General features: G+C 58.6%; 26 protein-coding genes. 19 read left to right on the plus strand and 7 right to left on the minus strand.

Annotation, left to right across the window (positions count from 1 at the left end):
- The first annotated feature begins 1 nt into the window (after position 1).
- Genes argE through AC2FLU_RS15960 form a run of 4 tightly spaced genes read left to right on the plus strand, consistent with a single transcriptional unit; the run spans position 2 to position 4,745 of the window.
- Positions 2 to 1,168 carry an acetylornithine deacetylase gene (gene argE / locus AC2FLU_RS15945; protein WP_496809164.1) on the plus strand — a complete coding sequence of 389 codons (1,167 nt, stop codon included), beginning with the start codon at positions 2 to 4 and terminating at the stop codon, positions 1,166 to 1,168.
- Positions 1,169 to 1,211: 43 nt separating this feature from the next.
- Positions 1,212 to 2,378: a M20 aminoacylase family protein gene (locus tag AC2FLU_RS15950; RefSeq protein WP_496809142.1), complete on the plus strand. Its 1,167-nt coding sequence runs from the start codon at positions 1,212 to 1,214 to the stop codon at positions 2,376 to 2,378.
- Positions 2,379 to 2,393: 15 nt separating this feature from the next.
- Entirely contained in the window at positions 2,394 to 3,557 is a 1,164-nt protein-coding gene (locus AC2FLU_RS15955) for a M20 aminoacylase family protein (protein WP_496809143.1), read from the plus strand.
- A gap of 24 nt (positions 3,558 to 3,581) precedes the next feature.
- The gene (locus AC2FLU_RS15960; protein ID WP_267362899.1) at positions 3,582 to 4,745 is read left to right on the plus strand and encodes a M20 aminoacylase family protein; all 1,164 of its coding nucleotides are present in this window, start codon (positions 3,582 to 3,584) and stop codon (positions 4,743 to 4,745) included.
- Positions 4,746 to 4,787: 42 nt separating this feature from the next.
- Here the strand turns inward: AC2FLU_RS15960 and AC2FLU_RS15965 are convergent, their stop codons facing one another.
- Both AC2FLU_RS15965 and moaA read right to left on the minus strand, forming a co-directional pair.
- Positions 4,788 to 6,110: a 3-deoxy-D-manno-octulosonic acid transferase gene (locus AC2FLU_RS15965; RefSeq protein ID WP_496809144.1), complete on the minus strand. Its 1,323-nt coding sequence runs from the start codon at positions 6,108 to 6,110 to the stop codon at positions 4,788 to 4,790.
- A gap of 3 nt (positions 6,111 to 6,113) precedes the next feature.
- On the minus strand, positions 6,114 to 7,121 hold the full coding sequence (moaA, locus tag AC2FLU_RS15970) for a GTP 3',8-cyclase MoaA (protein ID WP_480476047.1): 1,008 nt from the start codon (positions 7,119 to 7,121) through the stop codon (positions 6,114 to 6,116).
- A 90-nt stretch (positions 7,122 to 7,211) separates the two neighbouring features.
- On the opposite strand from moaA, the gene AC2FLU_RS15975 reads away from it, so the two are divergent.
- The gene (locus AC2FLU_RS15975) at positions 7,212 to 7,643 is read left to right on the plus strand and encodes a hypothetical protein (RefSeq protein WP_480516362.1); all 432 of its coding nucleotides are present in this window, start codon (positions 7,212 to 7,214) and stop codon (positions 7,641 to 7,643) included.
- Here AC2FLU_RS15975 and AC2FLU_RS15980 read toward each other — a convergent pair.
- From AC2FLU_RS15980 to glmU, 4 genes are read right to left on the minus strand one after another with little or no spacing between them, the layout of a single operon-like run.
- Complete coding sequence (locus tag AC2FLU_RS15980; RefSeq protein ID WP_496809145.1) at positions 7,631 to 8,317, minus strand: DNA alkylation repair protein; 687 nt, start codon at positions 8,315 to 8,317, stop codon at positions 7,631 to 7,633. The two genes, AC2FLU_RS15975 and AC2FLU_RS15980, sit on opposite strands and share 13 nt — an antisense overlap.
- Positions 8,311 to 8,865, minus strand: a complete 555-nt coding sequence (locus tag AC2FLU_RS15985) for a pyridoxamine 5'-phosphate oxidase family protein (RefSeq protein WP_496809146.1) — start codon at positions 8,863 to 8,865, stop codon at positions 8,311 to 8,313. The genes AC2FLU_RS15980 and AC2FLU_RS15985 overlap by 7 nt, the downstream gene beginning before the upstream one ends.
- 3 nt (positions 8,866 to 8,868) lie before the next feature.
- A complete protein-coding gene (gene glmS / locus AC2FLU_RS15990; protein ID WP_480516368.1) occupies positions 8,869 to 10,692 on the minus strand; it encodes a glutamine--fructose-6-phosphate transaminase (isomerizing) in 1,824 nt (607 codons plus the stop codon).
- A gap of 3 nt (positions 10,693 to 10,695) precedes the next feature.
- The gene (gene glmU / locus AC2FLU_RS15995) at positions 10,696 to 12,048 is read right to left on the minus strand and encodes a bifunctional UDP-N-acetylglucosamine diphosphorylase/glucosamine-1-phosphate N-acetyltransferase GlmU (RefSeq protein ID WP_496809147.1); all 1,353 of its coding nucleotides are present in this window, start codon (positions 12,046 to 12,048) and stop codon (positions 10,696 to 10,698) included.
- Positions 12,049 to 12,182: 134 nt separating this feature from the next.
- On the opposite strand from glmU, the gene AC2FLU_RS16000 reads away from it, so the two are divergent.
- From AC2FLU_RS16000 to AC2FLU_RS16010, 3 genes are all read left to right on the plus strand, one after another.
- Entirely contained in the window at positions 12,183 to 12,854 is a 672-nt protein-coding gene (locus AC2FLU_RS16000) for an HAD-IA family hydrolase (protein ID WP_480516372.1), read from the plus strand.
- A 39-nt stretch (positions 12,855 to 12,893) separates the two neighbouring features.
- Entirely contained in the window at positions 12,894 to 14,084 is a 1,191-nt protein-coding gene (locus AC2FLU_RS16005; protein WP_480554109.1) for a DegT/DnrJ/EryC1/StrS family aminotransferase, read from the plus strand.
- Between the two features lie 164 nt (positions 14,085 to 14,248).
- Positions 14,249 to 15,412, plus strand: coding sequence for an isovaleryl-CoA dehydrogenase (locus AC2FLU_RS16010; protein WP_267362877.1), 1,164 nt, complete (start codon positions 14,249 to 14,251; stop codon positions 15,410 to 15,412).
- Between the two features lie 50 nt (positions 15,413 to 15,462).
- Here AC2FLU_RS16010 and AC2FLU_RS16015 read toward each other — a convergent pair whose 3' ends face one another.
- On the minus strand, positions 15,463 to 16,068 hold the full coding sequence (locus tag AC2FLU_RS16015; RefSeq protein ID WP_480554146.1) for an OmpW/AlkL family protein: 606 nt from the start codon (positions 16,066 to 16,068) through the stop codon (positions 15,463 to 15,465).
- 136 nt (positions 16,069 to 16,204) lie between these two features.
- On the opposite strand from AC2FLU_RS16015, the gene AC2FLU_RS16020 reads away from it, so the two are divergent.
- The 11 genes from AC2FLU_RS16020 (at position 16,205) to AC2FLU_RS16070 (ending at position 25,791) form a co-directional block, all read left to right on the plus strand.
- Positions 16,205 to 17,731 carry an AMP-binding protein gene (locus tag AC2FLU_RS16020; protein ID WP_480554111.1) on the plus strand — a complete coding sequence of 509 codons (1,527 nt, stop codon included), beginning with the start codon at positions 16,205 to 16,207 and terminating at the stop codon, positions 17,729 to 17,731.
- Positions 17,728 to 18,237, plus strand: a complete 510-nt coding sequence (locus tag AC2FLU_RS16025) for a hypothetical protein (protein WP_496809148.1) — start codon at positions 17,728 to 17,730, stop codon at positions 18,235 to 18,237. The genes AC2FLU_RS16020 and AC2FLU_RS16025 overlap by 4 nt, the downstream gene beginning before the upstream one ends.
- Positions 18,234 to 19,841, plus strand: a complete 1,608-nt coding sequence (locus tag AC2FLU_RS16030; RefSeq protein WP_496809149.1) for a carboxyl transferase domain-containing protein — start codon at positions 18,234 to 18,236, stop codon at positions 19,839 to 19,841. The genes AC2FLU_RS16025 and AC2FLU_RS16030 overlap by 4 nt, the downstream gene beginning before the upstream one ends.
- 1 nt (position 19,842) lies before the next feature.
- On the plus strand, positions 19,843 to 20,268 hold the full coding sequence (locus tag AC2FLU_RS16035; protein WP_496809150.1) for an ASCH domain-containing protein: 426 nt from the start codon (positions 19,843 to 19,845) through the stop codon (positions 20,266 to 20,268).
- 3 nt (positions 20,269 to 20,271) lie between these two features.
- Positions 20,272 to 22,203, plus strand: a complete 1,932-nt coding sequence (locus tag AC2FLU_RS16040) for an acetyl/propionyl/methylcrotonyl-CoA carboxylase subunit alpha (RefSeq protein WP_496809151.1) — start codon at positions 20,272 to 20,274, stop codon at positions 22,201 to 22,203.
- Positions 22,204 to 22,281: 78 nt separating this feature from the next.
- On the plus strand, positions 22,282 to 23,133 hold the full coding sequence (locus tag AC2FLU_RS16045; RefSeq protein WP_480545725.1) for a hydroxymethylglutaryl-CoA lyase: 852 nt from the start codon (positions 22,282 to 22,284) through the stop codon (positions 23,131 to 23,133).
- Between the two features lies 1 nt (position 23,134).
- Positions 23,135 to 23,917, plus strand: a complete 783-nt coding sequence (locus tag AC2FLU_RS16050; protein WP_480476075.1) for a crotonase/enoyl-CoA hydratase family protein — start codon at positions 23,135 to 23,137, stop codon at positions 23,915 to 23,917.
- Positions 23,918 to 24,110: 193 nt separating this feature from the next.
- Positions 24,111 to 24,476 (plus strand): NADH-quinone oxidoreductase subunit A, encoded by a 366-nt coding sequence (locus tag AC2FLU_RS16055; RefSeq protein WP_209504455.1) that lies wholly within the window; start codon positions 24,111 to 24,113, stop codon positions 24,474 to 24,476.
- On the plus strand, positions 24,467 to 25,000 hold the full coding sequence (locus tag AC2FLU_RS16060) for a NuoB/complex I 20 kDa subunit family protein (RefSeq protein WP_209504454.1): 534 nt from the start codon (positions 24,467 to 24,469) through the stop codon (positions 24,998 to 25,000). The genes AC2FLU_RS16055 and AC2FLU_RS16060 overlap by 10 nt, the downstream gene beginning before the upstream one ends.
- A gap of 12 nt (positions 25,001 to 25,012) precedes the next feature.
- Entirely contained in the window at positions 25,013 to 25,615 is a 603-nt protein-coding gene (locus AC2FLU_RS16065; RefSeq protein WP_480554116.1) for an NADH-quinone oxidoreductase subunit C, read from the plus strand.
- 2 nt (positions 25,616 to 25,617) lie between these two features.
- Positions 25,618 to 25,791 carry a hypothetical protein gene (locus AC2FLU_RS16070; protein ID WP_170569030.1) on the plus strand — a complete coding sequence of 58 codons (174 nt, stop codon included), beginning with the start codon at positions 25,618 to 25,620 and terminating at the stop codon, positions 25,789 to 25,791.
- The last annotated feature ends 1 nt before the right edge of the window (position 25,792 follow it).

A 25,792-nucleotide genomic window follows, 5' to 3' on the forward strand; every position in this document is an offset into this window, starting at 1 on the left:
GATGGGCAAGCGCCTGACGCCGCTTGAGATCATGACCAAGCTGATCTCATTTCCAACCGTGAGTCGTGACACCAATCTGCCGTTGGTCGACTGGGTGGAAGAATACCTGAAAAGCCATGGGATCACGTCGCACCGCTGGGCTGATCCGAATCAGCCGCATAAGGCGGCGATCTTTGCGCATGTCGGCCCTTTGGAAGAAGGCTCAGTTGTGCTGTCCGGGCACACGGATGTAGTACCGGTTGACGGGCAACCCTGGGACACCGACCCCTTCACCGTGACCGAGAAGGACGGCAAATATTTCGGGCGCGGCACCTGCGACATGAAGGGATTTGATGCGCTTGCCATCTGGACGCTGGTCGAGGCGCATTACGCAAATGTGAGGCGACCGCTCCAACTTGCGCTGAGTTTTGATGAGGAAGTCGGGTGTACCGGAGCGCCGCCGATGATCGAGGCAATGCAGGGCATTTTGCCCAAAGGCTCGGCGGTGATCGTAGGTGAGCCGTCGATGATGCAGGCGGTAACGGGTCACAAGGGCGGTTTCGGCTTTGACACCCATATCGTCGGGTTCGAAGTTCACAGCTCGATCATGCACACAGGCGTCAACGCCATCATGGCAGCGGCCCCATTGATCGACTGGGCCAACCAGCAGAACGCGCGGAACTTGGCGGCGCAACCCAGTGCCGTTGCCGCCGTATTCGATCCACCCTGGACAACCTGCCATGTCGGTATGATTGAAGGCGGAACGGCCCACAACATTACTGCCAAAGACTGCCGGTTCATGATGGATTTTCGGACCGTGCCCGACGAAACGCAGGCCCAATGGCGAGATGCCTATTTCGAACAGGTTCGGCACATTGAGGCTCAGATGCAGGCCGTTCACCCGGATACCCGCATCGAACTGACTGAAAACTTCGCGATTCCGGGGTTGATCCCGGAAGAGGATGGTGAAGCCGAAGCACTGGTACGCGCCCTGACCGGAGACAACGCAAGCCATGTGGTCAGTTACGGGACCGAGGCAGGTCAGTTTCAGGAGGCCGGGTATTCTGCCGTGATATGCGGACCCGGAGACATAGCGCAGGCCCATCAGCCGAATGAGTTCATTACGATTGAACAATTCGAAGCCGGTCATAAATTCATGCAGAGATTGGTTGAAAAACTATGCGCCTAGCCCGGTGTAATACGGTGCCAGCGGTTGAGAGAAAGGTCTTGAGATGCCCGTGAAAAACAGACTTGCGGAAATGCATGGCGAGATCACCGAATGGCGCCGCCACCTGCACGCCCATCCGGAGCTGATGTATGACGTCCATGAAACTGCGGCGTTTGTCGCTGCCCGTCTGAAAGAATTCGGAGTGGACGAGATCACTCCGGGCGTTGGCAAAACGGGCGTTGTCGGGGTGATCAAAGGGCGCACGGATACGCAGGGGCGCGTCATCGGCCTGCGTGCAGACATGGACGCGCTTCCGATTGAAGAGGCGACAGGGCTGGACTATGCCTCGACCGTGTCGGGCAAGATGCACGCCTGTGGACATGACGGGCATACTTCGATGCTGCTTGGGGCCGCGCAGTACCTTTCCGAGACGCGCAATTTCGATGGCACCGTGGTTCTGATCTTCCAGCCTGCCGAGGAAGGCGGGGCCGGCGGTCTGGCCATGTGTCAGGACGGGTTGATGGACCGCTGGGGCATTCACGAGGTCTATGGCATGCACAATATGCCCGGTCTTCCGGTGGGAGAGTTCGCAATTCGCCCCGGCGCGTTGCTGGCCTCGTCCGATGAGTTTGAAATCACCGTCACTGGCAAGGGCGGACACGCCGCTGCACCGCATGAGGCGGTGGATACAACACTGGTGGCCTCGCACATCGTTGTTGCCTTGCAATCGGTGGTGTCCCGGACCGTTGACCCGATCAAGCGAGTTGTCCTCACCGTTGGTACGTTTGTGACGGACAGCGTAGCGTCGAACGTGATCGCTCATACGGTTCGTTTGCAGGGAACCGTGCGGACACTTGACCCCGAGTATCGCACAATCGCCGAAGAACGCGTGCGCCGGATCGCCGAGGATACGGCCTCGGCCTTTGGCGCGAAGGCAGAGGTTATCTGGACACCGGGATACCCGGTGACAGTGAATTCCGAGGCCGAAACAGGCTATGCGGCCGAGGCGGCAGTTGCGGTTGCGGGCAAGGTCAATGACAGCACGGACCCGATCATGCCGTCCGAAGATTTTGCCTATATGCTTGAAGAACGCCCCGGCGCGTACATCTTTATCGGGAACGGGGATACGGCCATGTGCCATCACCCGCAATACAACTTTGACGACGACGCGATCCCCGCCGGTTGCAGCTGGTTTGCCGAGCTTGTGGAACGACGATTGCCTGTCGCATGAAACAGGGAGAATGACATGCCGATCAAGAACCGTCTCGCAGAGATGCATGATGAGATCACCGGTTGGCGGCGTGACATTCACCAACACCCGGAAATTCTGTACGACACCCACCGCACCAGTGCGCTGGTTGCGGAAAAGCTGAACGAGTTTGGTTGCGACGAGGTCGTGACCGGCATCGGTCGCACAGGAGTCGTCGGCGTCATTCGCGGCAAAAGCGACACGCGGGGCCGCGTGATTGGCTTGCGCGCGGATATGGATGCCCTGCCGATGCAGGAACAGACCGGGTTGGACTATGCCTCAGAAATACCGAATGCGATGCATGCCTGTGGTCATGACGGGCATACTGCGATGGTTTTGGGGGCCGCCAAGTATCTGGCGGAAACCCGCAACTTTGATGGCACGGCAATTGTGATCTTTCAGCCTGCCGAAGAGGGTGGGAATGGCGCCGAGGCCATGTGCAAGGACGGTCTGATGGATCGGTTCGGCATTCAGGAAGTCTATGCGATGCACAATGTGCCGGGTGTTCCTACCGGGCAGTTTGCCATTCGTTCGGGTCCGTTGCTGGCAGCGGCTGATGAGTTTGACATCCATCTTGAAGGGCGCGGCGGCCACGCGGCAAAACCTCATCAGACGATTGATACAACGGTGATGCTGTCGCAGCTGATCGTGGCGTTGCAGACGATCGTGTCGCGCAACGCGGATCCGATTTTGCAGGCCGTGCTGTCTGTGACCTCGGTCGAGGCGTCCTCGAAAGCGTTCAACGTGATCCCGCAATCGGCGCGGATACGCGGCACCGTTCGGACCCATTCCAACGAGTTGCGCGACCTGATCGAACAACGGCTGAAGGAAGTCTCGGAAGGGACCGCCGCAACATTTGGCGGGTCCGTGAACGTCACCTATACGCGCGGTGTTCCAGTGACGATCAATGCCGAAGCCCAGACGGGATATGCAGCAGAGGCTGCGGTGTCGGTCGGGGGCAGTTGCATTGAAGCGCCGATGGTGATGGGGGGCGAGGATTTCTCGTTCATGCTGGAAGAGAGGCCCGGGGCATTCATCGTCTTGGGCAACGGTGACAGTGCCGGGCTGCACCACCCCGAATACAATTTCAATGACGAGATCATCCCCATTGGGTGCTCGTGGTTTGCGGAAATGGTCGAGCGCCGGATGCCGGCGGCGTGACCTGAATCAGGAGAGAGAAAAGACATGCCAGTCAAGAACCGCTTTGCCGAATTGCAGAATGAAATCACGGAATGGCGAAGGGATCTTCACGAAAATCCAGAGATCCTGTTTGAGACCCACCGCACCAGCGCGAAGGTGGCCGAGAAGCTGAAGGAGTTCGGATGCGATGAGGTTGTAACCGGTATCGGACGTACCGGCGTTGTGGGGGTGATCAAAGGCAAGTCGGACAGCAAGGGAAAGGTGATCGGCCTGCGCGCAGATATGGATGCATTGCCGATACATGAGGCGACGGGGCTGGACTATGCCTCGAAAACGCCGGGTGCGATGCATGCCTGTGGTCATGACGGGCACACAGCGATGTTGCTGGGGGCGGCAAAGTACCTGTCGGAAACCCGCAACTTTGACGGCACCGTTGTCGTGATCTTCCAACCTGCTGAAGAAGGTGGCGGCGGGGGCCGCGAAATGTGCGAAGACGGCATGATGGACCGCTGGAACATTCAGGAAGTCTACGGCATGCATAACTGGCCGGGACAGCCTGTCGGCAAGTTCGCAATCCGACCGGGGTCGTTCTTCGCGGCAACCGATCAGTTCGACATCACCTTTGAGGGTCGCGGCGGACATGCGGCCAAGCCGCATGAGACCGTGGATACCACAGTACTGGCAGCGCAGGCTGTCCTTACGTTGCAAACGATTTCTTCGCGCAATGCCGACCCGATTGATCAAGTTGTGGTGTCAGTGACATCGTTCGAGACGTCATCCAAGGCGTTCAATGTGATCCCTCAGACCGTGCAGATCAAAGGCACGGTGCGCACCATGAGCAAGGGCATGCGGGATCTGGCTGAAAAGCGGATCAACGAGATTTGCAACGGTGTTGCGGCCACGTTTGGCGGCACCGCTGACGTGACCTATATTCGTGGATATCCGGTGATGGTGAACAGCGACGAGCAAACAGAGTTTGCGGCGGATGTGGCCCGGTCGGTGTCCGGTGATTGCGACGAGGCACCTTTGGTCATGGGGGGCGAAGATTTTGCCTTCATGCTGGAGGAACGCCCAGGCGCTTATATTCTTGTGGGCAACGGTGACACCGCAATGGTTCATCACCCGGAATACAATTTCAACGACGAAGCCATTCCGGCCGGATGCAGCTGGTGGGCGGAGATTGTCGAACAGCGGATGCCAGCCGCCTGATCGAGAGGGGGGGGGCTCTGCCCCCACACCCCCGGGATATTTCTAGCCAGATGAAGCGGGATCCTCTGCTTGCAGATCAAGCACCGTGCAGAGGGTTTCGACGACGGCATCCAAGGCGGTCGATTGCGTGTTGACGCAGGATTGTGCAGCCGTTCTGGCGGCTTGAAGGGCATTCTGGTCCGACAGCCAATGTGAAACGGCCTCAGAGAGGTCAGCGGATGTCTGGACCTCGACAGCGCCCTTGGCGTCGATCAGCGGGGCAAAGGTTTCTGCAAAGTTGAAATACCCCGGGCCGGTGATCACGGCGGCCCCGGCCTGTGCCGGTTCAAATGGGTTGTGTCCGCCAATCTCTTTCAGTGAGCCCCCAAGGAACACGATCGGGCAAAGCGCGTACCAGGTTCCGGTTTCGCCCAGTGTGTCGGCAACATACACGTGCGTCGTATCTGTGATCGGTGCATTTTTTGACCGGAAGGATGCCTTGAGCCCGGCGTTGTTCAGAAGTTCTGCAACCTCGTCGCGTCGTTCGGGGTGGCGTGGGATCAGTAGCAGCAGAAGGTCGGGCCAATGTTGCAATAACGCCTTGTGGGCTGTCAGAACGCTGTCCTCTTCTCCGGCATGGGTGGAACTGGCGATCCAGACAGGTCTGGCGGCTATTTGCGCACGAATGTCGTCCAGCGTGCTCTGGTCCACGGGCAGAGGATCGGACATGGCCTTGAGGTTGGTGCCGGGCTGCACCCGTTGGGCTGGGGCGCCCATGGCAATCAGGTTGACTGCTGTTTTGTTGTTTTGCGTTAAGAGCAGACGAAATTTATTCAGAACAAACCTTGCTGTTTTAGGGCGCTTCTTCCATCCGGCGACAGATTTGTCCGACAATCGAGCATTCAGCAGAGCCAGCGGAATGTCGCGCCCCGCGCTTTCGACAATCAGCCGCGGCCAGATCTCGCTTTCGACGAAGATCCCGGCATCGGGTTGCCAATGGTCCAGAAAGCGTTGAACCGGGCCGGCTGTGTCAAGCGGTGGGTACTGGTGTCGGGTGCGAGGCGGCAGTCGCTTTTCGATCAGGGCCGCTGAGGTTGGCGTTCCTGAGGTGATCAGAAACTCGGTTTTGGGAAGGCGGTCGGCCAGCCGATTGATCAGAGTGAGGACCGACAGGCTTTCGCCGACACTGGCGGCGTGGAACCAGATCAACTGCCCTGCGGTGCGGGGCATACTGGCATGGCCAAGACGCTCCTGTTGGCGATTGGCTGGTACACCGGTAGCCTCAAGTTTCTTTCGGACGGTTCTCCAGACCAGAGGTGCGGCCAGAGAGATCAAGGCGCAGTACAGGGAGTACAGTGCTGTGGGGCGGTCTTGGTGATCCGGCATATATCAGCCGCCTGTATGGCTCATATGGCGGCTCATCCGACCATCAACGGACTGGCGAGAATAGTCGAAGTCATGACCTTTTGGCTTCAGGTTAATCGCCGCACGGATGGCATCTTCAAGCGGCTGTTCGGTATCGGGGTGATCCCGCAATGCGCCCCGCAGATCCGCCATGTCCTCCTGCCCCAGACACATATAAAGCTCGCCGGTGCAGGTCAGGCGCACGCGGTTGCAGCTTTCGCAGAAATTGTGGGACAGGGGCGTGATGAAGCCGATCTTCTGACCTGTTTCTTCCAGCCTGATATAGCGGGCCGGTCCGCCTGTGCGTTCGGCCAGATCAGTGATCGTGTAATGGTTTTCGTACTCTTTGCGCACATCCTTGAGAGACCAGTATTGATCCAGTCGATCCTCGTTACCGATATCGCCCATCGGCATGACCTCGATCCAGGTCAGGTCCATGTCGCGCTCGGCGCACCATTCGGTGATCTTCGGCAGTTCGGGTTCGTTGAATCCCTTGAGCGCAACAGCGTTGATCTTGATCCGCAGCCCGGCCTTTTGCGCCGCGTCGATGCCATTCAGTACCTGTTTGAGGCGGCCCCAGCGCGTGACTTTTGCAAATTTGTCGTCATCCAGCGTATCCAGGGAAACATTCACACGGCGCACACCGGCGGCATAAAGATCTTCGGCAAAGCGATGCAACTGCGAACCGTTTGTCGTGAGCGTCAGCTCTTTCAACGCACCGCTTTCCAAGTGGCGGGTCATGGCGTTGAAGAAGGTCATGATATTGCGACGAACCAATGGCTCACCGCCGGTAATGCGCAGTTTCTCGACGCCCATTCTCACAAAGGTCGAGCACATGCGATCCAGCTCTTCCAGCGTAAGAAGGTCTTTCTTGGGCAGAAAAGTCATGTTTTCGGACATGCAGTAGACACAGCGAAAATCACAGCGGTCCGTAACGGAGACGCGGAGATACGTGATAGCGCGGGCAAACGGGTCGATGAGCGGAGCAGACATGCGACATAGGTAAGGCTGTAACCTGCCTGCGACAAGTGCGAACTGCGCTTTGCACTGGATCACACCCGCATGGGGTTGTAGTTTCCGGGAATGAAAAAGGCATTTGTTTTTCTATGCGTTGTTTTGACCGGGTGCGATACTGTCCGGGCATCGACGGAACGTGTGTTCGGGTCGGGGGATGAGGCGGCTGCGGCCGTATCGGACGTTGAAACTGCGCCAGTTGTCGCTGAGGAGGTTCTTCGGCCCGAGCCGGTTGCGGCACGCCCCAGTTGGGTCGGAGCCAAAACAACCATTGCCGGGCTTGGTGATCCGACCACACCAGGGCGCTGGATGCAGACGCCGCTGGTCGATAGCGAGGTAACGGCGCGAGTTGTTGTGCCCAGAACCGGCGCGCAGGCCTATATCACCCTAGTTCCTGCCGCAGGCCCGGAAAGTAGCGGCAGCCGCTTGTCGCTGGATGCCATGCGGGCCCTTCTGGTGCCATTAGACGAACTGGTCGAAGTCGCGGTCTATGCCGACTGACTTTTCAGGTATTTGGCTGCTTCGCGTCGGGCGAACGGTTTCATGGCATCACCATGTCTGTCCAGAAACGCGATCACACGTTCGGGGTCGTGTTTGGACAGTTCCCGGAGCCACCAGGCGATTGATTTCTGAATAAACCAGTCGCGGTCAGGGACATATCCGGCGGCCCAGCCGAGGATACAGTCGCGACGTTGCAGGTCTTCGGGCTTGGGGTGGTTCTGTTTGGTCCAGGGCAGTGTTGCGACAAGGGCCGCGCGCCGGGTCCACATGTGATCGGACTGAGTCCACTGTTCGACGACAATCAGTCTCTCGGGGTCGGCCATCAGTCGTTTTTGCATCGCCATGCAGGCATGATCGGCGACGGCCCAGGCGTCAAAATCCGGTAGCCAGCTTTGAAGCAGGTCCCAAACCTGATCGTCGGGCCGGATGCGGGTCTGGGTCAGAAGCTTGGCCGCGGCAAGGCGCGCTTCGTGGATATCGGTTTGCCACAGCGCCTTGGCCAGCGCGACGTGTTTATTCACATCCAGCTCTTGCCGCCATGCTTTGGTCAGATCGTTGAGAACCGGGTTGGCGACGCCCAGATAGACGCGATCCGCCTTGTGATAACTGGCCATCTGACTCGCACGTTCGGGGTCGGCATGGGCTTTGATCTGATCAAGAAAAGTGGTCAGCATCGGGGCCAGACCGGAACGCCTGTTGGTTCGCCGTCTATCGTCTGGCTGTTCTTTTCTGCCCAATAAGACCGGATGTCGCCGTCCGTTTTGCCATCGACCCATTTCTGCATCGTGTCGCGGTCGGACTGGAATGCCATGAACGGCACTGCATACCCGCAGGAGGTCTGAACCATTTCGATCGACTGGTCGTAGATCTGCCGGGCGCTGCGGTGGTTGGGGAAAAGATTGGCCAGTTCATCCCAGCCCTCATCTCCGACGTGCAGAGTGCGGGCAGTGCCATATGTGCGCAGGATCAGTGGGCGCGTGGTGAAGGAGCACCACATCAGTGTCATCCTGTTGACCTGCATCAGATGCCCCGCCGTCTCGTTGCCGCTGCCAGTCAAGTTCATCCAGACGATGCGGTTTGGTCCCAGCACCCGCAGCGAGTCCATACCTTTGGGCGAGATATTGACCTTCCCCTCGGTCCCGGCGGTGCCGACGAAGAACATATGCTGATCTTCGATGAACTTTTGATGCGCGTCATCAAGCTGGGGAAACTGTTTGGACATGGGTCACTCTACCGTCACTGATTTTGCCAGATTGCGCGGCTGGTCTACATCCGTCCCTTTGGCTACAGCCGTGTGGTATGCCAGCAACTGTGCGGGAACCGAATAAAGGATCGGCGCAAGACTGGTGTGAATATGTGGCATCCGGATTGTGCTCCAGACGCCGTCTCCGGCCTCGTCAATTCCATCATCATCAGACACAAGGATCACTTTGCCCTTGCGCGCCATCACTTCCTGCATGTTCGACACGGTCTTGTCGAACACGGTGTCGCGGGGTGCCATGACGACAACAGGCATATGCTTGTCGATCAGGGCGATGGGTCCGTGTTTCAACTCGCCCGATGCATACCCTTCGGCGTGGATATAGCTGATTTCCTTGAGCTTCAGCGCCCCTTCCATTGCCAGAGGATACATCAGGCCACGGCCCAGGAACAGAACGTCGCGCGCCTCGGACAGGCGTTGGGCTGCTTTGCGGATCGCCCGGTTCTGATCCAATGCCGTGTTCAGCACGGTCGGCAATCCGCGCAGCGCAGCGGTGTGATCGGCGATTTCCTCATCGGTCAGAGTGCCGCGGTCGGCCGCTGCCTTGAGCGCCAGCATCAGCAAAACACTTAGTTGACAGGTGAAGGCTTTGGTCGAAGCCACACCGATTTCAACGCCAGCATGGATCGGCAGGGCGATATCGCTTTCCCGAGCAATCGAGCTTTCGGGGACATTGACGACGGAAACGATCTTGTCCGCCTTGCCCTCGCAATAGCGCAGCGCGGCCAAGGTGTCGGCGGTTTCACCTGACTGGCTGACAAACAGCGCCAGTGTGCGACCCGTGATCGGAGGTTCGCGATAGCGGAACTCGCTGGCGATATCGACTTCCACCGGCATCTTTGCCAGTTGCTCGAACCAGTATTTCGCAGTCAGGCAGGCATAAAACGCTGTACCGCAGGCGACCATGGTCAGACGGTCCAACTTGCTGAAATCCAGCTCGGCGTCGGGTAACACCACGCGATCACCGCCCGTGGGCAGGTAGGATCGGATGGCCTCAGCCACAACGATAGGCTGTTCAGCGATTTCCTTGGCCATGAAATGCTTATGCTCGCCCTTGTCGGCGCGCGCATGATCCAGCTTGATCTTGCGCTTTTCCCGGTTGGCCAGTTCACCGGCCTCGTTGCGGATTTCCAATGATGTTCGGGTCAGAACCGCGCGGTCGCCTTCCTCAAGATAAGTGATCTGGTTGGTTAGCGGCGCAAGGGCAATGGCGTCCGAACCCACATACATCTCACCATCCCCGTGGCCGATGGCCAGAGGTGATCCTTTGCGGGCGGCTACAATCAGGTCGTCCTCACCATCGAACAGGAATGCAAGGGCGAAGGCACCTTCCAACTTGTCGATGGTCTTGAAAGCGGCCTCGACCGGGGACATGCCTGTGTTGAGGTGATGTTCCGTCATCAGCGCGACGGTTTCCGTGTCGGTTTCGGTCTTGAAGGCCACGCCGTGTTTGGCCAGTTCCGCCCTCAGGTCGCGGTAGTTTTCGACAATCCCGTTGTGAACCACGGCCACCGGGCCAGCCTTGTGGGGATGCGCGTTGTTGACGGAAGGCGCACCATGCGTGGCCCAGCGGGTGTGACCAATGCCGGATTTTCCCGGCAGCGGATCATGCACCAACAGATCGCTGAGGTTGACCAGCTTGCCGACCGCACGCCGACGCCCCAGGACACCGTCATTAACGGTTGCAATCCCGGCACTGTCATAGCCGCGATATTCCAGCCGTTTCAGGGCTTCTACCAGAATAGGGGCTGCTTCATGCTGCCCCAAGACACCTACAATTCCACACATATCTCAGGCCTCGTTTTCGCGGCGAGCCTTCTTCGCCTTCAACATTTCAAACAGTTTTCGCGCGTAGCCGGGTTTGTTTTCCTGCTTGGCGCGCGCCAAGGCCAACGCCTCGGGCGCTACGTCTTTGGTCACCACTGTGCCTGTCGCTGTCATTGCGCCATCGCCCACCGTGACCGGGGCCACGAGCATGGTGTTGGAGCCGATAAAGACATTCGCACCTATGTTGGTCTTGTGCTTCATCACACCATCATAGTTGCAGGTGATTGTTCCCGCGCCGATATTCGTCGCAGCACCCACCGATGCGTCCCCGATATAGCTGAGGTGGTTGACCTTCGCGCCTTCGGCGATTTCTGCATTCTTGATTTCGACGAAATTGCCAACCCGCGTGTTTTCGGCCAATTCTGCGCCCGGACGCAGCCGCGCGTAGGGGCCGACGATGGCACCGCGACTGACATGGCACCCTTCCAGATGGGAAAAGGCCCGGATGGTTGCACCGCTTTCGACACTCACTCCGGGGCCGAAAACCACGTTGGGTTCGATTACTGTGTCACGCCCAATCACAGTGTCTGCGGACAGGTATACCGTATCCGGTGCCATCAATGTGACACCCATATCCAGCAGTTCTGCCCGCGCGCGCGCCTGAAATACGGCGTCGGCGGCGGCCAGATCAGCGCGTGAGTTCACGCCCAGCGTCTGCGCCTCGTCACAGGCGACGGCGGTTACGTTCAGACCGCGGTTGCGGGCGATCTCAACTACGTCTGTCAGATAGTATTCGCCTGAGGCATTGTTGTTTTCAACGGCGTCAATCAGCGAAAAAAGCAACCGGGCATCACAGGCCAAAAGGCCCGAGTTGCAAAATGTTATGGCGCGCTCATCATCTGATGCGTCTTTGAATTCGACAATGCGTTCCAACGTGTCGCCATTCATGACCAACCGGCCATAGCGGGCCGGATCAGCCGCTTCGAACCCAAGGATGACCAGGTCATTTCGGGACCGTGCCTCGACCATCCGCTCCAGCGTATCGGGTTGTAAAAACGGGGTGTCGCCGTAAAGAACTACGATATCACCGTCGAACCCGTCCAGTGCTGTCCGGGCCTGACCAACCGCATGGGCTGTACCCAATTGTTCCTCCTGAACGGCTATCCGGGCATCTTCGTCTTCGTCCTGAGCAACCTTTGCTACAGCTTCGGACCCGTGGCCGGTGACGATCACCGTGCGTTCGGGCGACAAAACAGACCCGGCACGCATCGCGTGAACAAGCATCGGAGCCTGAGCGATGGGATGCAGGACTTTGGGAAGGTCCGAATTCATCCTGGTGCCTTTTCCGGCGGCAAGGATGACAAGGGCAATGGTCATGAAATCGTTTTCTCTTTGTGTTTTGTTGCCGACCGTTTTATCCGCTGGGGGCAAAGGCGCAAGCTGTTCGGCCATCAAACAAGATTGCCGATTGAAACAGGACACGGCGAAAACCTGCCGAAACAGGAGGCAACATGCGGACCGTCATCTTCGATCTGGACGGCACTTTGGCGGATACATCAAGCGATTTGCTGGCGGCAGCGAACCATTGTTTCCGCGAAATGGGGCATGGTGATGTGCTGGTCCATGGGCAGGATGCAGGCATCGCGCTGCGTGGCGGGCGCATGATGTTAACCCAAGGGCTGAAACGCGTTGGAGCTTACGACGAGGACACCGTTCAGGCCTATTATCCGGTTCTGCTTGAGGCTTACGCGCAAGATATCAACACCCACACAAGTTTCTATCCGGGAGCGTTGCAGGCCGTCGAGATGCTGAGTAACGCGGGCTACGGTGTCGGCATTTGCACCAACAAGCCGGAACATCTGGCCGAATTGTTACTGACGCGCATGGGAGTGCGGGACCGTTTTGCCTCGTTGGTAGGTGCGGATACGCTGCCGGTGCGCAAGCCGGACCCGGCCCCTCTGCGCGAGGCTGCGCGACGGGCCGGGGGAGATCCAGCCTGGTGCGTGCTGATCGGAGATTCGGATACCGACCGCAATACCGCCCGAGCGGCAGGGGTCCCATCGGTTTTGGTGACTTTCGGGCCGTCAGGGGAGGACATGGCAGCGCTGGAGCCCGAAGCCCTGCTGCATCACTTTGACGACTTGCCCGATCTTGTGCCTGATCTGATCGGTGCGGCAGCCTGAAACCTTGACCGGACCCTGTCGGAGATCCAGAAAAAGACCATGACGGAAACATTCATTGGTAATTTCACGCAGCAGGAACCCCTTCCAGACGACGCAATCGAGGCAGCGCTGGCTGTCCTGCGTCACGGGCGGCTGCATCGCTATAACGTGGTCCCCGGTGAGTTGGGGGAAACGGCCCTGTTGGAACAGGAGTTTGCTGCACAGATGGGGGCCAAGTATTGCTTGGCGGTTTCCTCTGGCGGTTATGCGCTAGCCACCGCGTTGCGGGCCGTCGGTGTGCAGCCGGGCGACCCGGTTCTGACCAATGCGTTCACTCTGGCTCCGGTGCCGGGATCAATTGCATCGGTCGGAGCGCGGGCGATCTTTGTCGGCGTCACCGAAAACCTGACCATCGATCTGGAGGATCTTGAGGGCAAACTGGATCAGGCCCGTGTCCTGATGCTCAGCCATATGCGCGGGCATCTGTGTGACATGGATCGTCTGATGCAGATGTGTGACGCGGCAGGCGTTATCGTGATCGAGGACTGCGCACACACGATGGGCGCGGCCTGGCGTGGTCAGTTGTCGGGGCGGCAGGGGGCGATCGGGTGTTATTCCTGCCAGACCTATAAGCACGTGAACTCGGGCGAGGGCGGTTTGCTGGTTACTGATGACGCGGAACTGGCGGCCAAGGCCACAATGCTGTCGGGGTCATACATGCTGTATGAACGCCATCTGGCAGCGCCGGGACCTGAAGTGTTCGAGCGGATAAAGTACACCACACCCAATGTGTCCGGTCGCATGGACAATTTGCGTGCCGCCATCCTACGCCCTCAGTTGCGGGATCTGGACCGGCAGGTGACACGGTGGAACGAGCGCTATCGCGAGATCGAGACCGGGCTGCGCCGCACTCCGGGCCTGACGATTGTCGAGCGACCCGAAGAGGAAACCTATGTCGGGTCTTCGATCCAGTTCCTGCTGTTGGATTGGTCGCCTGAGCGGATAGCCGACGTTATCAGCCGCTGCGCCGCGCGTGGGGTCGAGATCAAATGGTTTGGCGGGGCTGAGCCAACAGGGTTCACGTCGCGCTATGACAGCTGGAGATATTTTGAAAGCGAACGAATGCCGGAAAGTGATCGTGTTCTGGCAGGCATCATGGATATGCGTGTGCCGCTGACCTTTTCACTGGAGGATTGCCAAGTGATCGCGCGCATCATCCGAGCCGAAGTGGGCGCAGTTTATCAATCCTAGCAAAACAGAGTGCGCTTTCAGCGCACACTCGACCCTTGAGAGCGCCGCCCGGTTTGGGCGGCGTTTCGCGTTTTGGTCCGGGCTTTCACAAAGATTGACCGAAGACAGATTCGCTGTTAGAGATTTATTGAACACTTGTTCATTAATGCGGAGGGAGGACACAGATGTTCATGGCCACGATGAAGTTTGATCTGGGTGAGGATGTGAACGCCCTGCGCGAGATGGTGCATCGGTGGGCGCAGGAGCGTGTCAAGCCGATGGCGGCTGAGATTGATGCCAAGAACAGCTTTCCGAATGAACTGTGGAAAGAAATGGGAGAGCTTGGTCTTTTGGGTGTCACCGTGCCAGAAGAATACGGCGGTGCGGGCATGTCCTATTTGGCGCATACAATTGCTGTCGAAGAAGTTGCGCGCGCTTCTGCCTCGGTTTCGCTGTCTTATGGGGCGCATTCCAACCTGTGTGTGAACCAGATCAAGCTGAACGGTACGGAAGAGCAGAAACAGAAATACCTGCCGCGCCTAGTATCGGGAGAACATGTGGGTGCGCTGGCGATGTCGGAACCTTCCGCAGGTTCGGACGTGGTGTCGATGAAGCTGCGGGCGGAAAAACGCAACGACCATTACCGACTGAACGGCAACAAGTACTGGATCACAAACGGGCCAGACGCGGATACACTGGTGGTTTATGCCAAGACAGACCCCGATGCCGGATCGAAGGGTATTACTGCATTTCTGATTGAAAAAGAGATGAAGGGTTTTTCGACTTCACCCCATTTCGACAAGTTGGGGATGCGCGGGTCGAACACGGCTGAACTGATCTTTGAAGATGTCGAAGTGCCGTTCGAGAACGTATTGGGAGAAGAGGGCAAGGGCGTAGCCGTGCTCATGTCAGGTCTGGACTATGAGCGCGTGGTTCTGGCCGGGATCGGAACCGGCATCATGGCCGCCTGTCTGGATGAGGTGATGCCGTATCTGGCCGAGCGCAAGCAATTCGGCAAACCGATTGGCAGCTTCCAACTGATGCAGGGCAAGATTGCCGACATGTATACCGCGATGAACTCGGCACGGGCCTATGTCTATGAGGTGGCCAAGGCCTGTGATCGAGGAGACGTCACTCGGCAGGACGCAGCGGCGTGCTGTCTCTACGCATCCGAACAGGCGATGGTTCAGGCGCATCAGGCGGTTCAGGCGCTGGGCGGGGCAGGGTTTCTGTCGGATGCACCGGTCAGCCGGATTTTCCGGGACGCCAAGCTGATGGAGATCGGCGCAGGCACCAGCGAGATTCGACGGATGCTGATCGGCCGGGAAATGATGAACGAAATGCGCTGAACGAAAACGCCCCGCAGACGAGTTTGCAGCGGGGCGTTTCGATCAAAGGATCAGAAGCGATGAACGTAGGAAATACCGACCAGCCAAGGGTCGATGTTTGCAGTGCCAATATCGGCTCCGTTCAGCGTGACGTCCGAGTCGATGTCGAACCAGCGCACATTCAGACGGACCGCACCTTTGTCGGTGATCATATAGTCGAGACCGGCTTGCAGCGATACGCCGAAGGAATCATCGACCTTGAGGTTGCCAAGGGCAGATTGCTCGTCAAAGAAGATGGTATAGTTCAGACCGGCACCGACATAGGGCTTCCAGGCGCTATTGGTCGGGAAGTGATAGTTCAGCGACAAGGTGGGCGGCAGATGTTTGACGCTGCCAGCGTCCACGCTTCCGCCCAAGGTGACGTTATGTTTGAACGGGGTCGCGGCCAGCAGCTCGATCCCCAAATTGTCCTGGATGAAATACTCGGCGGTGAAGATCGGGCGCGTATCCGAGTCGATATCGGCGCTAAGGCCGGCCAGAGTTCCGTTGTTGGATTTCGGGTCCAGGTACCCCACACCGATACCGAGAGTCCAATCCCCCTGAGATTGGGAAAACGCAGGGGCGGCCAGAGCCACCAACGCGGTGGAAAGAGTCAAAGCGGCGAGTTTCTTGGTCATTGTCTTGCCTTTGGTTTCGTTGATGACCTTGGTGTTGCAGCGACTGAAATTGCCCACTCTGATCTGCATCAAGTAAACGTGAAAGAACTGGCTGCAGATGAATCGATAAGTGCAGGAAATATAGGGAATAATCACCGTGCTAAGCGCTGAGCGCATACCGGGTTTGCGCCCGGATGGAGGCTGGGATCTGCCGGACAGTCTGAACATGGCGCAGCAGTGCCTGCGGCATGCGGGGGATCGGGTTGCGCTGATCGATTTAACCGGACCGGACCCGCAGCGCATCAGCTATGCGCAGCTGTCGCAAATGACGGACGGAATAGCCCGAGCATTATTGCGCCATGTGCAGCCCGGTGATCGCGTTGGAGTATTGCTAAGCCAATCTCCCTGGTGTGCGGCGGCCCATCTGGCGATCTGGAAGATCGGCGCGGTGTCGGTCCCTTTGTTCAAACTGTTCAAGCAGGACGCGTTGCGGTCGCGGGTCAGTGACGCAGGTGCCCGGATTGTGCTGACCGACGCCGAAGGGGCTGATCTGTTGGGTGATCTGGCTGCGCCTTTGATCGCGTCGGAAATTGGCGAGGAAGGCCTTGCTGTACCATTCGTCGCGACCAGCCCAGATGATCCGGCAGTGTTGATCTACACCTCGGGCACCACCGGCAGCCCGAAGGGCGCGCTGCATGGACACCGGGTTCTGACCGGGCATCTGCCGGGAGTTTCGATCAGCCATAATCACTTGCGCGAAGGTGACTGTCTTTGGACCCCGGCGGATTGGGCGTGGATCGGCGGGCTGTTCGACGTGCTGATGCCGGGTCTTGCGCTGGGCATTCCCGTCGTTGCCGCGCGGCTTGAGAAATTCACCCCCGAGGCCTGCGCTGACATCATCGCGCGTGGCGGGGTGCGGAACGTCTTTTTCCCACCAACGGCGCTGCGAATGCTCAAGGCAGCGGATCAGGTGATCCCTGGCCTGCGCTCGGTTGCATCGGGTGGTGAGCCGCTGGGGGCCGAGATGTTGGCCTGGGGGCGGCAGGCGTTTGGTCTGACTATCAACGAGTTCTACGGTCAGACCGAGTGCAACATGGTCGTATCATCTTGCGCCGAAGATTTCCCTGTGCGTCCCGGCTGTATCGGCCAACCGGTGCCAGGGCATGAGGTTGCGGTGATTGATGAAGACGGCAACCCGACCGGTGAAGAGGGCGACGTGGCCATCCGGCGCGGCTCGGCCTCGATGCTGCTGGAGTACTGGAATCGCCCCGAAGCGACTGCCGACAAGTTCCGGGGCGACTGGCTGATCACCGGTGATCGCGGCGTGTGGGAGGGCGACTATCTGCGTTTCGTAGGGCGCGATGACGACGTGATTACCTCGGCGGGTTACCGCATTGGCCCGGCCGAGATCGAGGACTGCCTGCTGACCCACCCGGCAGTGGCGACGGTAGGCGTGGTCGGCAAACCCGATCCGCTGCGAACCGAGATTGTCAAGGCCTATGTGGTGCTGAAGCCGGGAGCCGAGGCTGCAGAGCAGGAGTTGCAGGATTGGGTCAAAGACCGTTTGGCGCACTATTCCTATCCGCGCGAGGTGGCGTTTCTGGAGGAACTGCCGATGACGGTGACGGGGAAGGTGATCCGGAAGGAATTGAAGGCGCGGGCGGCGGGGGAGATTGGTTCGTGAGAGAGACTCGCGTCATAAGCAGGTTACTATGGTCGGCCTCGGTCGCTCTGATCTTTCCGTCAGCAGCACTGAGTACTGACGATGATCCGAGTCAGTTCCATGAGCCCGTCCTCGGCGTTGAAGATTGGTTAGATGGGTGCGCGCGACTCAGCGAAGAAACGGTGATGACGGTTTCGAAAACCGAACTGGAAACCGACTGTGTCTTGTTAGCGTTGGAATATTGTACACGGGAGCAGTCGAACTCTTATGGCGAGATATGTCACGACATTTTGGTTGAGCATATTCTATTTCGAAGTGAAGAAATTTCGAAATCATTGCCTGTGAACCCGAACCTAACGGAAGTCAGGCGATTTTCGTATGCCAATGCTTTGCAGCGTGCTTCGGAAGTTACTCAAGCAATTTGCGGTGCCGATTTGTCTGAAAAACAGTGCCAATTAAAGAATGCAACTTTGAGGTGGCTGGATTTGCTGTATGCAGACCGGCTGCTGGAGGGTGAACGAAAATGAAACTCACATCCAAAGCCATGCCCGCCTCCGAGGGCTTCAAGACAAACCGCGCCGCTCATCTCGACGCGCTGGCGCAGATCTCTGCCGCCGCCGAGGCAGCCCGTATGGGGGGCGGCGAGAAATCCCGCGCGCGGCATGAATCTCGGGGCAAGATGTTGCCGCGCAGGCGGGTGGCGAACCTGCTTGATCCGGGGTCTCCGTTTTTGGAAATCGGCGCGACAGCGGCGCATGGGATGTATGGTGATGCCGCGCCATGTGCCGGGGTGATTGCGGGGATTGGCCGGGTGCAGGGGCGCGAAGTCATGGTGGTGTGTAACGATGCCACCGTGAAGGGCGGCACCTATTATCCGATGACTGTCAAAAAGCACCTGCGCGCGCAGGAGATTGCCGAGGAAAACCATCTGCCCTGCATCTATCTGGTCGACAGCGGCGGCGCGAACCTGCCCAATCAGGATGAGGTGTTCCCCGACCGCGACCATTTTGGCCGTATTTTCTACAATCAGGCGCGGATGAGCGCGAAGGGTATCCCTCAGATTGCCGTGGTGATGGGATCATGCACGGCGGGTGGGGCCTATGTACCTGCGATGTCCGATGTGACGATCATCGTAAAGGAACAGGGCACGATCTTTCTGGCAGGGCCACCATTGGTCAAAGCTGCAACGGGTGAGGTTGTTAGCGCCGAGGATCTGGGTGGCGGCGATGTGCACACACGCCTGTCGGGTGTGGCGGATTATCTGGCCGAAGATGATGCACATGCGCTGGCATTGGCGCGGCGGGCTGTCGGGTCATTGGGGGGTGCCGGGCTGAAGCCCGGCCTACGGTTCGAAGCACCCGAGGAGCCAGCTTATGATCCCGAGGAAATTCTGGGGGTCGTTCCCGCCGACCTGCGCACGCCCTATGACATCCGTGAAGTGATTGCACGGCTGGTCGATGGCTCTCGATTTGATGAGTTCAAACCCCGATTTGGTGAGACACTGGTCACCGGCTTTGCCCATGTCAAAGGGTGTCCCGTCGGGATCATTGCCAACAATGGCGTGCTGTTCTCGGAGGCCGCGCAAAAGGGCGCGCATTTCGTGGAGCTGTGTTCGCAGCGCAAAACCCCGCTGGTGTTTTTGCAGAACATCACTGGCTTCATGGTCGGCCGCAAATACGAGAACGAGGGGATCGCCCGCCACGGCGCCAAGATGGTGACCGCCGTGGCCACCACCAACGTGCCCAAGATCACCATGTTGGTCGGCGGCTCGTTCGGGGCCGGAAACTATGGAATGGCCGGTCGGGCCTATCAGCCACGGTTCCTGTGGACATGGCCCAACTCGCGCATCTCGGTGATGGGGGGCGAGCAGGCAGCCGGTGTTCTGGCCACCGTCAGGCGCGATGGGATCGAACGACAGGGCGGCACATGGTCGGCAGAGGAAGAGGCTGAATTCAAACGTCCGACGTTGGACATGTTCGAAGAGCAATCGCACCCGCTTTATGCCTCGGCCCGTCTCTGGGATGACGGCATCATCGACCCGCGCAAAAGTCGCGATGTGCTCGCCTTGTCTCTGAGCGCCGCACTGAACGCCCCGATAGAGGAGACACGTTTCGGCGTGTTCAGGATGTAAGATGAACGTTTCATTGAATGACGTCATGGCACGCTATCCGGGTGCCCAGACTTTCAAGTTTGGTGACAATGCCCGGCTGAGTGCTGAGCTGCTGGCATTGGTACGATCAGGGCGGAAAACGGCAACCTGCGGTGCGTTGCGCGACTATCCCGAAGGTAGCCCTGACACTCCTGTTGTCGGGCGGAGAGACATTGCGCTGGATTGGGATGATCGTCCGGCCTTGGTGATCGAAACGGTCGACGTCTCGACCTGCCGATACTGCGACGTAACCGAGGATTTCGCGTTGGCAGAGGGCGAAAATGAAACGCTCGAGGGATGGAGAGAGGGGCATCGCCAGTATTTCGAACGCAATGGCGGGTTTGATCCCGAGATGGAGCTGCTGCGCGAACGATTTCGCCTTGTCGAAGTTCTGGCGGTTGAGGGGTAAGCTATGTTCAACAAAATCCTGATTGCCAACCGGGGCGAGATCGCTTGCCGGGTTATGGAAACCGCTCAGAGGATGGGCGTGTCCTGTGTGGCTGTTTATTCCGATGCGGACGCTGCGGCCAAGCATGTGCAGATGGCGGATAAGGTCATTCATATCGGCGGCCCCGCCCCGGCGGAAAGCTATCTGAAGGGCGATGTGATTATTCAGGCTGCGCTGGATACGGGCGCGCAGGCGATCCATCCCGGTTATGGCTTCCTGTCAGAGAACCCCGATTTCGTCGACGCGGTCGAGGCTGCGGGTTTGACCTTTATCGGCCCATCAGCGGATGCGATCCGCAAGATGGGCCTCAAGGATGCGGCCAAGGTGTTGATGGAACAGGCTGGCGTGCCCGTGGTGCCCGGCTATCACGGCGACAATCAGGATCCCGAACATTTGGCGGGTGCGGCGGATGCGATTGGGTATCCGGTGCTGATTAAGGCCGTTGCAGGCGGCGGCGGTAAAGGTATGCGTCTGGTCGAACGCCCCGAGGATTTCCGTTCCGCATTGGACAGCGCACGGGGCGAAGCCAAAACCGCTTTTGGCAATGACGCAGTGCTGGTCGAGAAATTCGTGGCCAAACCTCGCCATATCGAAGTGCAGGTATTTGGTGACGGTACCCATGCGGTGCATCTGTTTGAACGCGATTGCTCGTTGCAACGCCGCCATCAGAAAGTGATCGAAGAGGCACCAGCCCCGGGCATGACTTCTGAGATGCGGGAGGCGATGGGGCAGGCCGGTGTGCGTGCCGCCGAGGCGATCGGGTACAAGGGTGCAGGCACGGTGGAGTTCATCGTCGATGCCTCGGACGGGCTGCGCCCCGACAGATTCTGGTTCATGGAGATGAACACCCGCCTGCAGGTGGAACACCCGGTTACAGAGGCCATCACCGGCATCGATCTGGTGGAATGGCAGTTGCGCGTTGCAGCAGGAGAGAGCCTTCCCAGGCAACAGGATGATCTGTCGATCTCGGGTCACGCCTTCGAGGCCCGGCTTTATGCCGAGGATGTACCAAAAGGGTTCTTGCCGGCGACAGGTACACTGACTCATCTGGTTTTCCCGGCCAACTGCCGTGCGGATAGTGGCGTTCGCGCAGGTGACACGATCAGCCCCTGGTATGACCCGATGATTGCCAAAGTGGTGGTGCACGGTCCGACCCGCGCCGTCGCGCTTGAGACGTTGAACCGAGTGCTGCGGGAGACCGAAGTGGCGGGCACCGTTACGAATCTCGCCTTTCTGGGAGCGCTGACCCGCCATGACGGATTTGCCTCGGGCGATGTGGATACGGGCCTGATCGGGCGCGATCTTGACGGGTTGGTGCGGGAATCGCCGACTTCGGCCACAACCGCAGTTGCGGCTGCTATGACCGCACTGGATTTGGTTAATGTCACGCCTGACACCGGGTTTTCGCTCTGGGCTCCGTTGCATCGGGCGGTGCAGCTGTCCGATCAGGGAGAGGTTTTTGATCTGGACGTGCAGGTCGACGGGTCGGATCGCCAGCTTTGGCAGCTGGGCGAACACCGTGTCGTGGCCGAGCGGATCTCGGGGCAGTGGACGCTGAACGGCGCACCGATGCCGCGGGTCGCTGTCAGCGGAACAACTTTGACCGTATTTACCGACTACGGTCACAGTTTCGACGTTATCGACCCGCTGGACCGGGATGCCAGCGCGACGGGTGACACCAACGTGATCGAGGCGCCGATGCCGGGTCTGGTCAAGGCAGTTTTTGCCACCGCGGGGCAGACCGTTCAGGAAGGCGACCGTTTGGCCATTCTGGAAGCGATGAAAATGGAGCATTCGTTGCTGGCCGCGCGCGATGGTGTGGTGGCCGAGGTGCTGGTCGAAGATGGCGCGCAGGTCGAGGCTGGGGCAGCTTTGGTGCGTTTGGAAGAAGAGTGATCTGTACCCGCGCGGCTTGACGTGCCACGGTCGCGCGATCCGTATTTGGAATGAGAACAAGCCATAAGGGGTTCTGACATGGGTGATCTGGTCGAAATCTACGAAGTTGGACCGCGCGACGGGCTACAAAACGAAACGCGTGAGATACCGGTTGCCGACAAGGTGGCGCTGATCAATTGCCTCAGTCGCGCCGGGTTTCGACGGATCGAAGTTGCAAGCTTTGTCTCTCCCAAATGGGTGCCTCAAATGGCGGGGTCGGCGCAGGTTCTGGCCGGTATTACCCGCGCGGACGGCGTGCGCTACGCGGCGTTGACGCCGAATATGCGCGGGTATGAGGATGCGCTGGCCGCCAAAGCGGATGAGATTGCCATTTTTGCGTCGGCTTCCGAGGGGTTTTCCAAGGCAAACATCAATGCCTCGATCGCCGAGTCAATCGAACGGTTCACGCCGATTCTCGAAGCGGCGCGTCATATCGACCTTCCGGTTCGCGGCTACGTCTCTTGCGTGACGGATTGCCCCTATGATGGCCCGACCCCGCCCGAGAAAGTCGCCGAAATTGCCGACCGGTTGTTTGCGTTGGGCTGTTACGAGGTGTCATTGGGGGACACGATCGGGCAAGGCACGCCAGACAAGATTGCGCATATGCTTCTGGCGGTTCGGGAAAGGGTTCCTGTGACGCGGCTTGCCGGGCATTTTCATGACACCAATGGGCGTGCAATCGACAATATCGATGCGGCACTTTCGCTGGGTGTGCGTGTGTTCGACGCGGCCGTGGGTGGGCTTGGCGGTTGCCCATATGCTCCGGGGGCTGCGGGTAATGTCGCGACTGAAACCGTTGCAGCGCATTTGCACCGGTTGGGCTATCAAACCGGTCTGGATATCGATGTGGTCGAAGAGGCCGCGCAGATGGCCAAGGCGTTGAGAGGCTAACATGTTCGAAACAATCTCGATTTCAGCAGACGAACGCGGTGTTGCCACGTTAACTCTGGACCGGGCGGAAAAGCACAACGCGCTCTCGGGTCAGATGATTGCCGAGCTGACACAGGCCGCGTCGCAACTGGGTCAGGATGGCACTGTCAGAGCGGTCGTTCTGGCTGCTGCGGGAAAGACGTTTTGCGCTGGTGGTGATCTGGGATGGATGCAGGACCAGATGGCGGCCGACAAGGCGACGCGGTTTGTCGAGGCGCGCAAGCTGGCCGAGATGTTGCAGGCGTTGAACACGATGCCCAAACCCCTGATCGGGGCGCTACAAGGCAACGCCTTTGGCGGAGGTGTTGGAATGGCGGCCGTGTGCGATGTCGCCATCGGTGTAGATAGTCTGAAGATGGGACTGACCGAGACCCGGCTTGGGCTGATCCCAGCGACAATCGGCCCTTATGTTATCGCTCGTATGGGTGAGGCGCGGGCACGGCGTGTATTCATGTCGGCCCGGTTGTTCGATGCGCCCGAAGCGGTTGATTTGGGATTGCTGGCAAAGGCTGTGCCTCCCGAGCAGCTTGCGGCTGCGATAGAAGATGAACTCCGGCCCTATCTTTCGTGCGCGCCGGGGGCAGTTGCATCTGCCAAGGCATTGGTTCGAACTCTGGGACCTCGTATTGATGATGCCACAATCGACCAGACCATCAACGAACTGGTCGAGCGCTGGGAAACGGAAGAGGCACGTGAAGGGATCGCGGCGTTCTTCGAAAAACGTAAACCTGCATGGAATAAGTAAGTTTACCGAGTTTCCGTAAGCCAATGCAAATCGCTCGTGATGCGATTCTATGCCGCGCTGTCAAGCGTATGTTTGATGGCAGAGGGGGCTGTGTTCGGTTGACCCTCTGACCCGGCGGGGATAGAGAATGTCCAGTCAACACGCCAATTGACGGCGCACCCGACAAGATGCGTGCGCAAGAAAGGAGCTATTCGTGGAAGACCTGCTGCGGGAGTATCTCCCGATTCTGGTGTTTCTGGCCGTTGCCGTAGGCCTTGGAATCGTCCTGATTCTTGCCGCCGTTGTACTGGCTGTCCGCAATCCCGACCCCGAAAAGGTCAGCGCATATGAATGTGGCTTCAATGCATTCGACGATGCGCGAATGAAATTTGACGTCCGATTCTATCTGGTCTCGATTCTCTTCATCATCTTTGATCTTGAGATCGCATTCCTGTTTCCCTGGGCTGTCGGGTTCCGCGATATCAGCGATGTCGGCTTCTGGTCGATGATGGTGTTTCTGGCCGTGCTGACCATCGGCTTTGCCTATGAGTGGAAGAAAGGGGCCCTGGAATGGGAGTGATGACCGGTGCAAATACCGCTGGCGTCGACAAAGAAGTCGCCACTCAGGCCCTGAATGCCGAGTTGCAGGACAAAGGTTTTCTGCTGACCTCGAGCGAGGATATTATCAACTGGGCCCGTACGGGTTCGCTGCATTGGATGACCTTTGGTCTGGCCTGCTGCGCGGTTGAAATGATGCACACTTCGATGCCGCGCTATGATGCGGAACGTTTCGGCATCGCGCCACGCGCCTCTCCGCGCCAATCTGACGTGATGATCGTGGCTGGCACGCTGACCAACAAGATGGCTCCTGCCTTGCGCAAGGTTTACGACCAGATGCCCGAGCCGCGCTATGTGATCTCGATGGGATCCTGCGCGAATGGGGGGGGCTACTACCACTATTCCTATTCCGTCGTGCGTGGCTGTGACCGGGTTGTTCCGGTGGATATTTACGTGCCTGGCTGCCCTCCAACCGCCGAGGCGCTGCTTTACGGTCTGCTACAGCTGCAACGCAAAATCCGCCGCACCGGCACAATTGTACGCTGAGGGGAAGGGTAGATGAGCGAAGCACTCAAAGAACTCGGCACCCAGCTTGAACTGAAACGAGCCGATTGCGTTCTGTCCTGGGATGTGACCCATGGCGAGCTGAACGTCGATGTGGCGCCGTCGAATCTGGTGGAATTCGTAGAATTCCTGCGGTCGGACCAAAACTGCAAGTTCTCAACATTGGTGGATATCACCGGCGTCGATTACCCCGAACGTGCCAAGCGGTTCGATGTGGTGTACCACTTCCTGTCGATGTACCAGAACCAGCGTGTCCGTCTGCGGGTTTCGATCCGCGAAGATGACATGGTGCCTTCGATCGTCGATATCCACCCCTCGGCCAACTGGTTCGAGCGTGAGGTGTTCGACATGTTCGGCATCCTGTTCTCGGGACATCCAGATTTGCGGCGGATTCTGACGGACTATGGATTCCGTGGCCATCCGCTGCGCAAGGATTTCCCGACCACCGGCTACACCGAGGTGCGTTATGACGAGGCGCAGAAACGCGTGGTCTATGAGCCGGTCAGTCTGGTGCAGGAATACCGTCAGTTTGATTTCATGTCCCCATGGGAAGGTGCGAACTACATTCTGCCGGGGGATGAGAAACAGGAGACGTAATCATGGAGTTCCTGATCTGGATAATTCTGGTTGTTGCAACGGTCATTCCGATGATCAAGCTGCTGCCGCATTTCGGGATCAACAAGAACTGGGCGTTTGCATGCATCATCTCTCCGGTCGTGATTGTCCTGCTGTGGATGATGGCGATGAAACTGCAAGAGATGGAGCGACGCTGAG

It is taken from the genome of Ruegeria sp. SAZD013, assembly GCF_059612525.1.

Excerpts from the sequence above, each read along its gene's own strand:
- argE (WP_496809164.1), top strand. The coding sequence starts at position 2 with ATGGGCAAGCGCCTGACGCCGCTTGAGATCATGACCAAGCTGATCTCA.
- AC2FLU_RS15950 (WP_496809142.1), top strand. The coding sequence starts at position 1,212 with ATGCCCGTGAAAAACAGACTTGCGGAAATGCATGGCGAGATCACCGAA.
- AC2FLU_RS15955 (WP_496809143.1), top strand. The coding sequence starts at position 2,394 with ATGCCGATCAAGAACCGTCTCGCAGAGATGCATGATGAGATCACCGGT.
- AC2FLU_RS15960 (WP_267362899.1), top strand. The coding sequence starts at position 3,582 with ATGCCAGTCAAGAACCGCTTTGCCGAATTGCAGAATGAAATCACGGAA.
- AC2FLU_RS15965 (WP_496809144.1), bottom strand. The coding sequence starts at position 6,110 with ATGCCGGATCACCAAGACCGCCCCACAGCACTGTACTCCCTGTACTGC.
- moaA (WP_480476047.1), bottom strand. The coding sequence starts at position 7,121 with ATGTCTGCTCCGCTCATCGACCCGTTTGCCCGCGCTATCACGTATCTC.
- AC2FLU_RS15975 (WP_480516362.1), top strand. The coding sequence starts at position 7,212 with ATGAAAAAGGCATTTGTTTTTCTATGCGTTGTTTTGACCGGGTGCGAT.
- AC2FLU_RS15980 (WP_496809145.1), bottom strand. The coding sequence starts at position 8,317 with ATGCTGACCACTTTTCTTGATCAGATCAAAGCCCATGCCGACCCCGAA.
- AC2FLU_RS15985 (WP_496809146.1), bottom strand. The coding sequence starts at position 8,865 with ATGTCCAAACAGTTTCCCCAGCTTGATGACGCGCATCAAAAGTTCATC.
- glmS (WP_480516368.1), bottom strand. The coding sequence starts at position 10,692 with ATGTGTGGAATTGTAGGTGTCTTGGGGCAGCATGAAGCAGCCCCTATT.
- glmU (WP_496809147.1), bottom strand. The coding sequence starts at position 12,048 with ATGACCATTGCCCTTGTCATCCTTGCCGCCGGAAAAGGCACCAGGATG.
- AC2FLU_RS16000 (WP_480516372.1), top strand. The coding sequence starts at position 12,183 with ATGCGGACCGTCATCTTCGATCTGGACGGCACTTTGGCGGATACATCA.
- AC2FLU_RS16005 (WP_480554109.1), top strand. The coding sequence starts at position 12,894 with ATGACGGAAACATTCATTGGTAATTTCACGCAGCAGGAACCCCTTCCA.
- AC2FLU_RS16010 (WP_267362877.1), top strand. The coding sequence starts at position 14,249 with ATGTTCATGGCCACGATGAAGTTTGATCTGGGTGAGGATGTGAACGCC.
- AC2FLU_RS16015 (WP_480554146.1), bottom strand. The coding sequence starts at position 16,068 with ATGACCAAGAAACTCGCCGCTTTGACTCTTTCCACCGCGTTGGTGGCT.
- AC2FLU_RS16030 (WP_496809149.1), top strand. The coding sequence starts at position 18,234 with ATGAAACTCACATCCAAAGCCATGCCCGCCTCCGAGGGCTTCAAGACA.
- AC2FLU_RS16035 (WP_496809150.1), top strand. The coding sequence starts at position 19,843 with ATGAACGTTTCATTGAATGACGTCATGGCACGCTATCCGGGTGCCCAG.
- AC2FLU_RS16040 (WP_496809151.1), top strand. The coding sequence starts at position 20,272 with ATGTTCAACAAAATCCTGATTGCCAACCGGGGCGAGATCGCTTGCCGG.
- AC2FLU_RS16045 (WP_480545725.1), top strand. The coding sequence starts at position 22,282 with ATGGGTGATCTGGTCGAAATCTACGAAGTTGGACCGCGCGACGGGCTA.
- AC2FLU_RS16050 (WP_480476075.1), top strand. The coding sequence starts at position 23,135 with ATGTTCGAAACAATCTCGATTTCAGCAGACGAACGCGGTGTTGCCACG.
- AC2FLU_RS16060 (WP_209504454.1), top strand. The coding sequence starts at position 24,467 with ATGGGAGTGATGACCGGTGCAAATACCGCTGGCGTCGACAAAGAAGTC.
- AC2FLU_RS16065 (WP_480554116.1), top strand. The coding sequence starts at position 25,013 with ATGAGCGAAGCACTCAAAGAACTCGGCACCCAGCTTGAACTGAAACGA.
- AC2FLU_RS16070 (WP_170569030.1), top strand. The coding sequence starts at position 25,618 with ATGGAGTTCCTGATCTGGATAATTCTGGTTGTTGCAACGGTCATTCCG.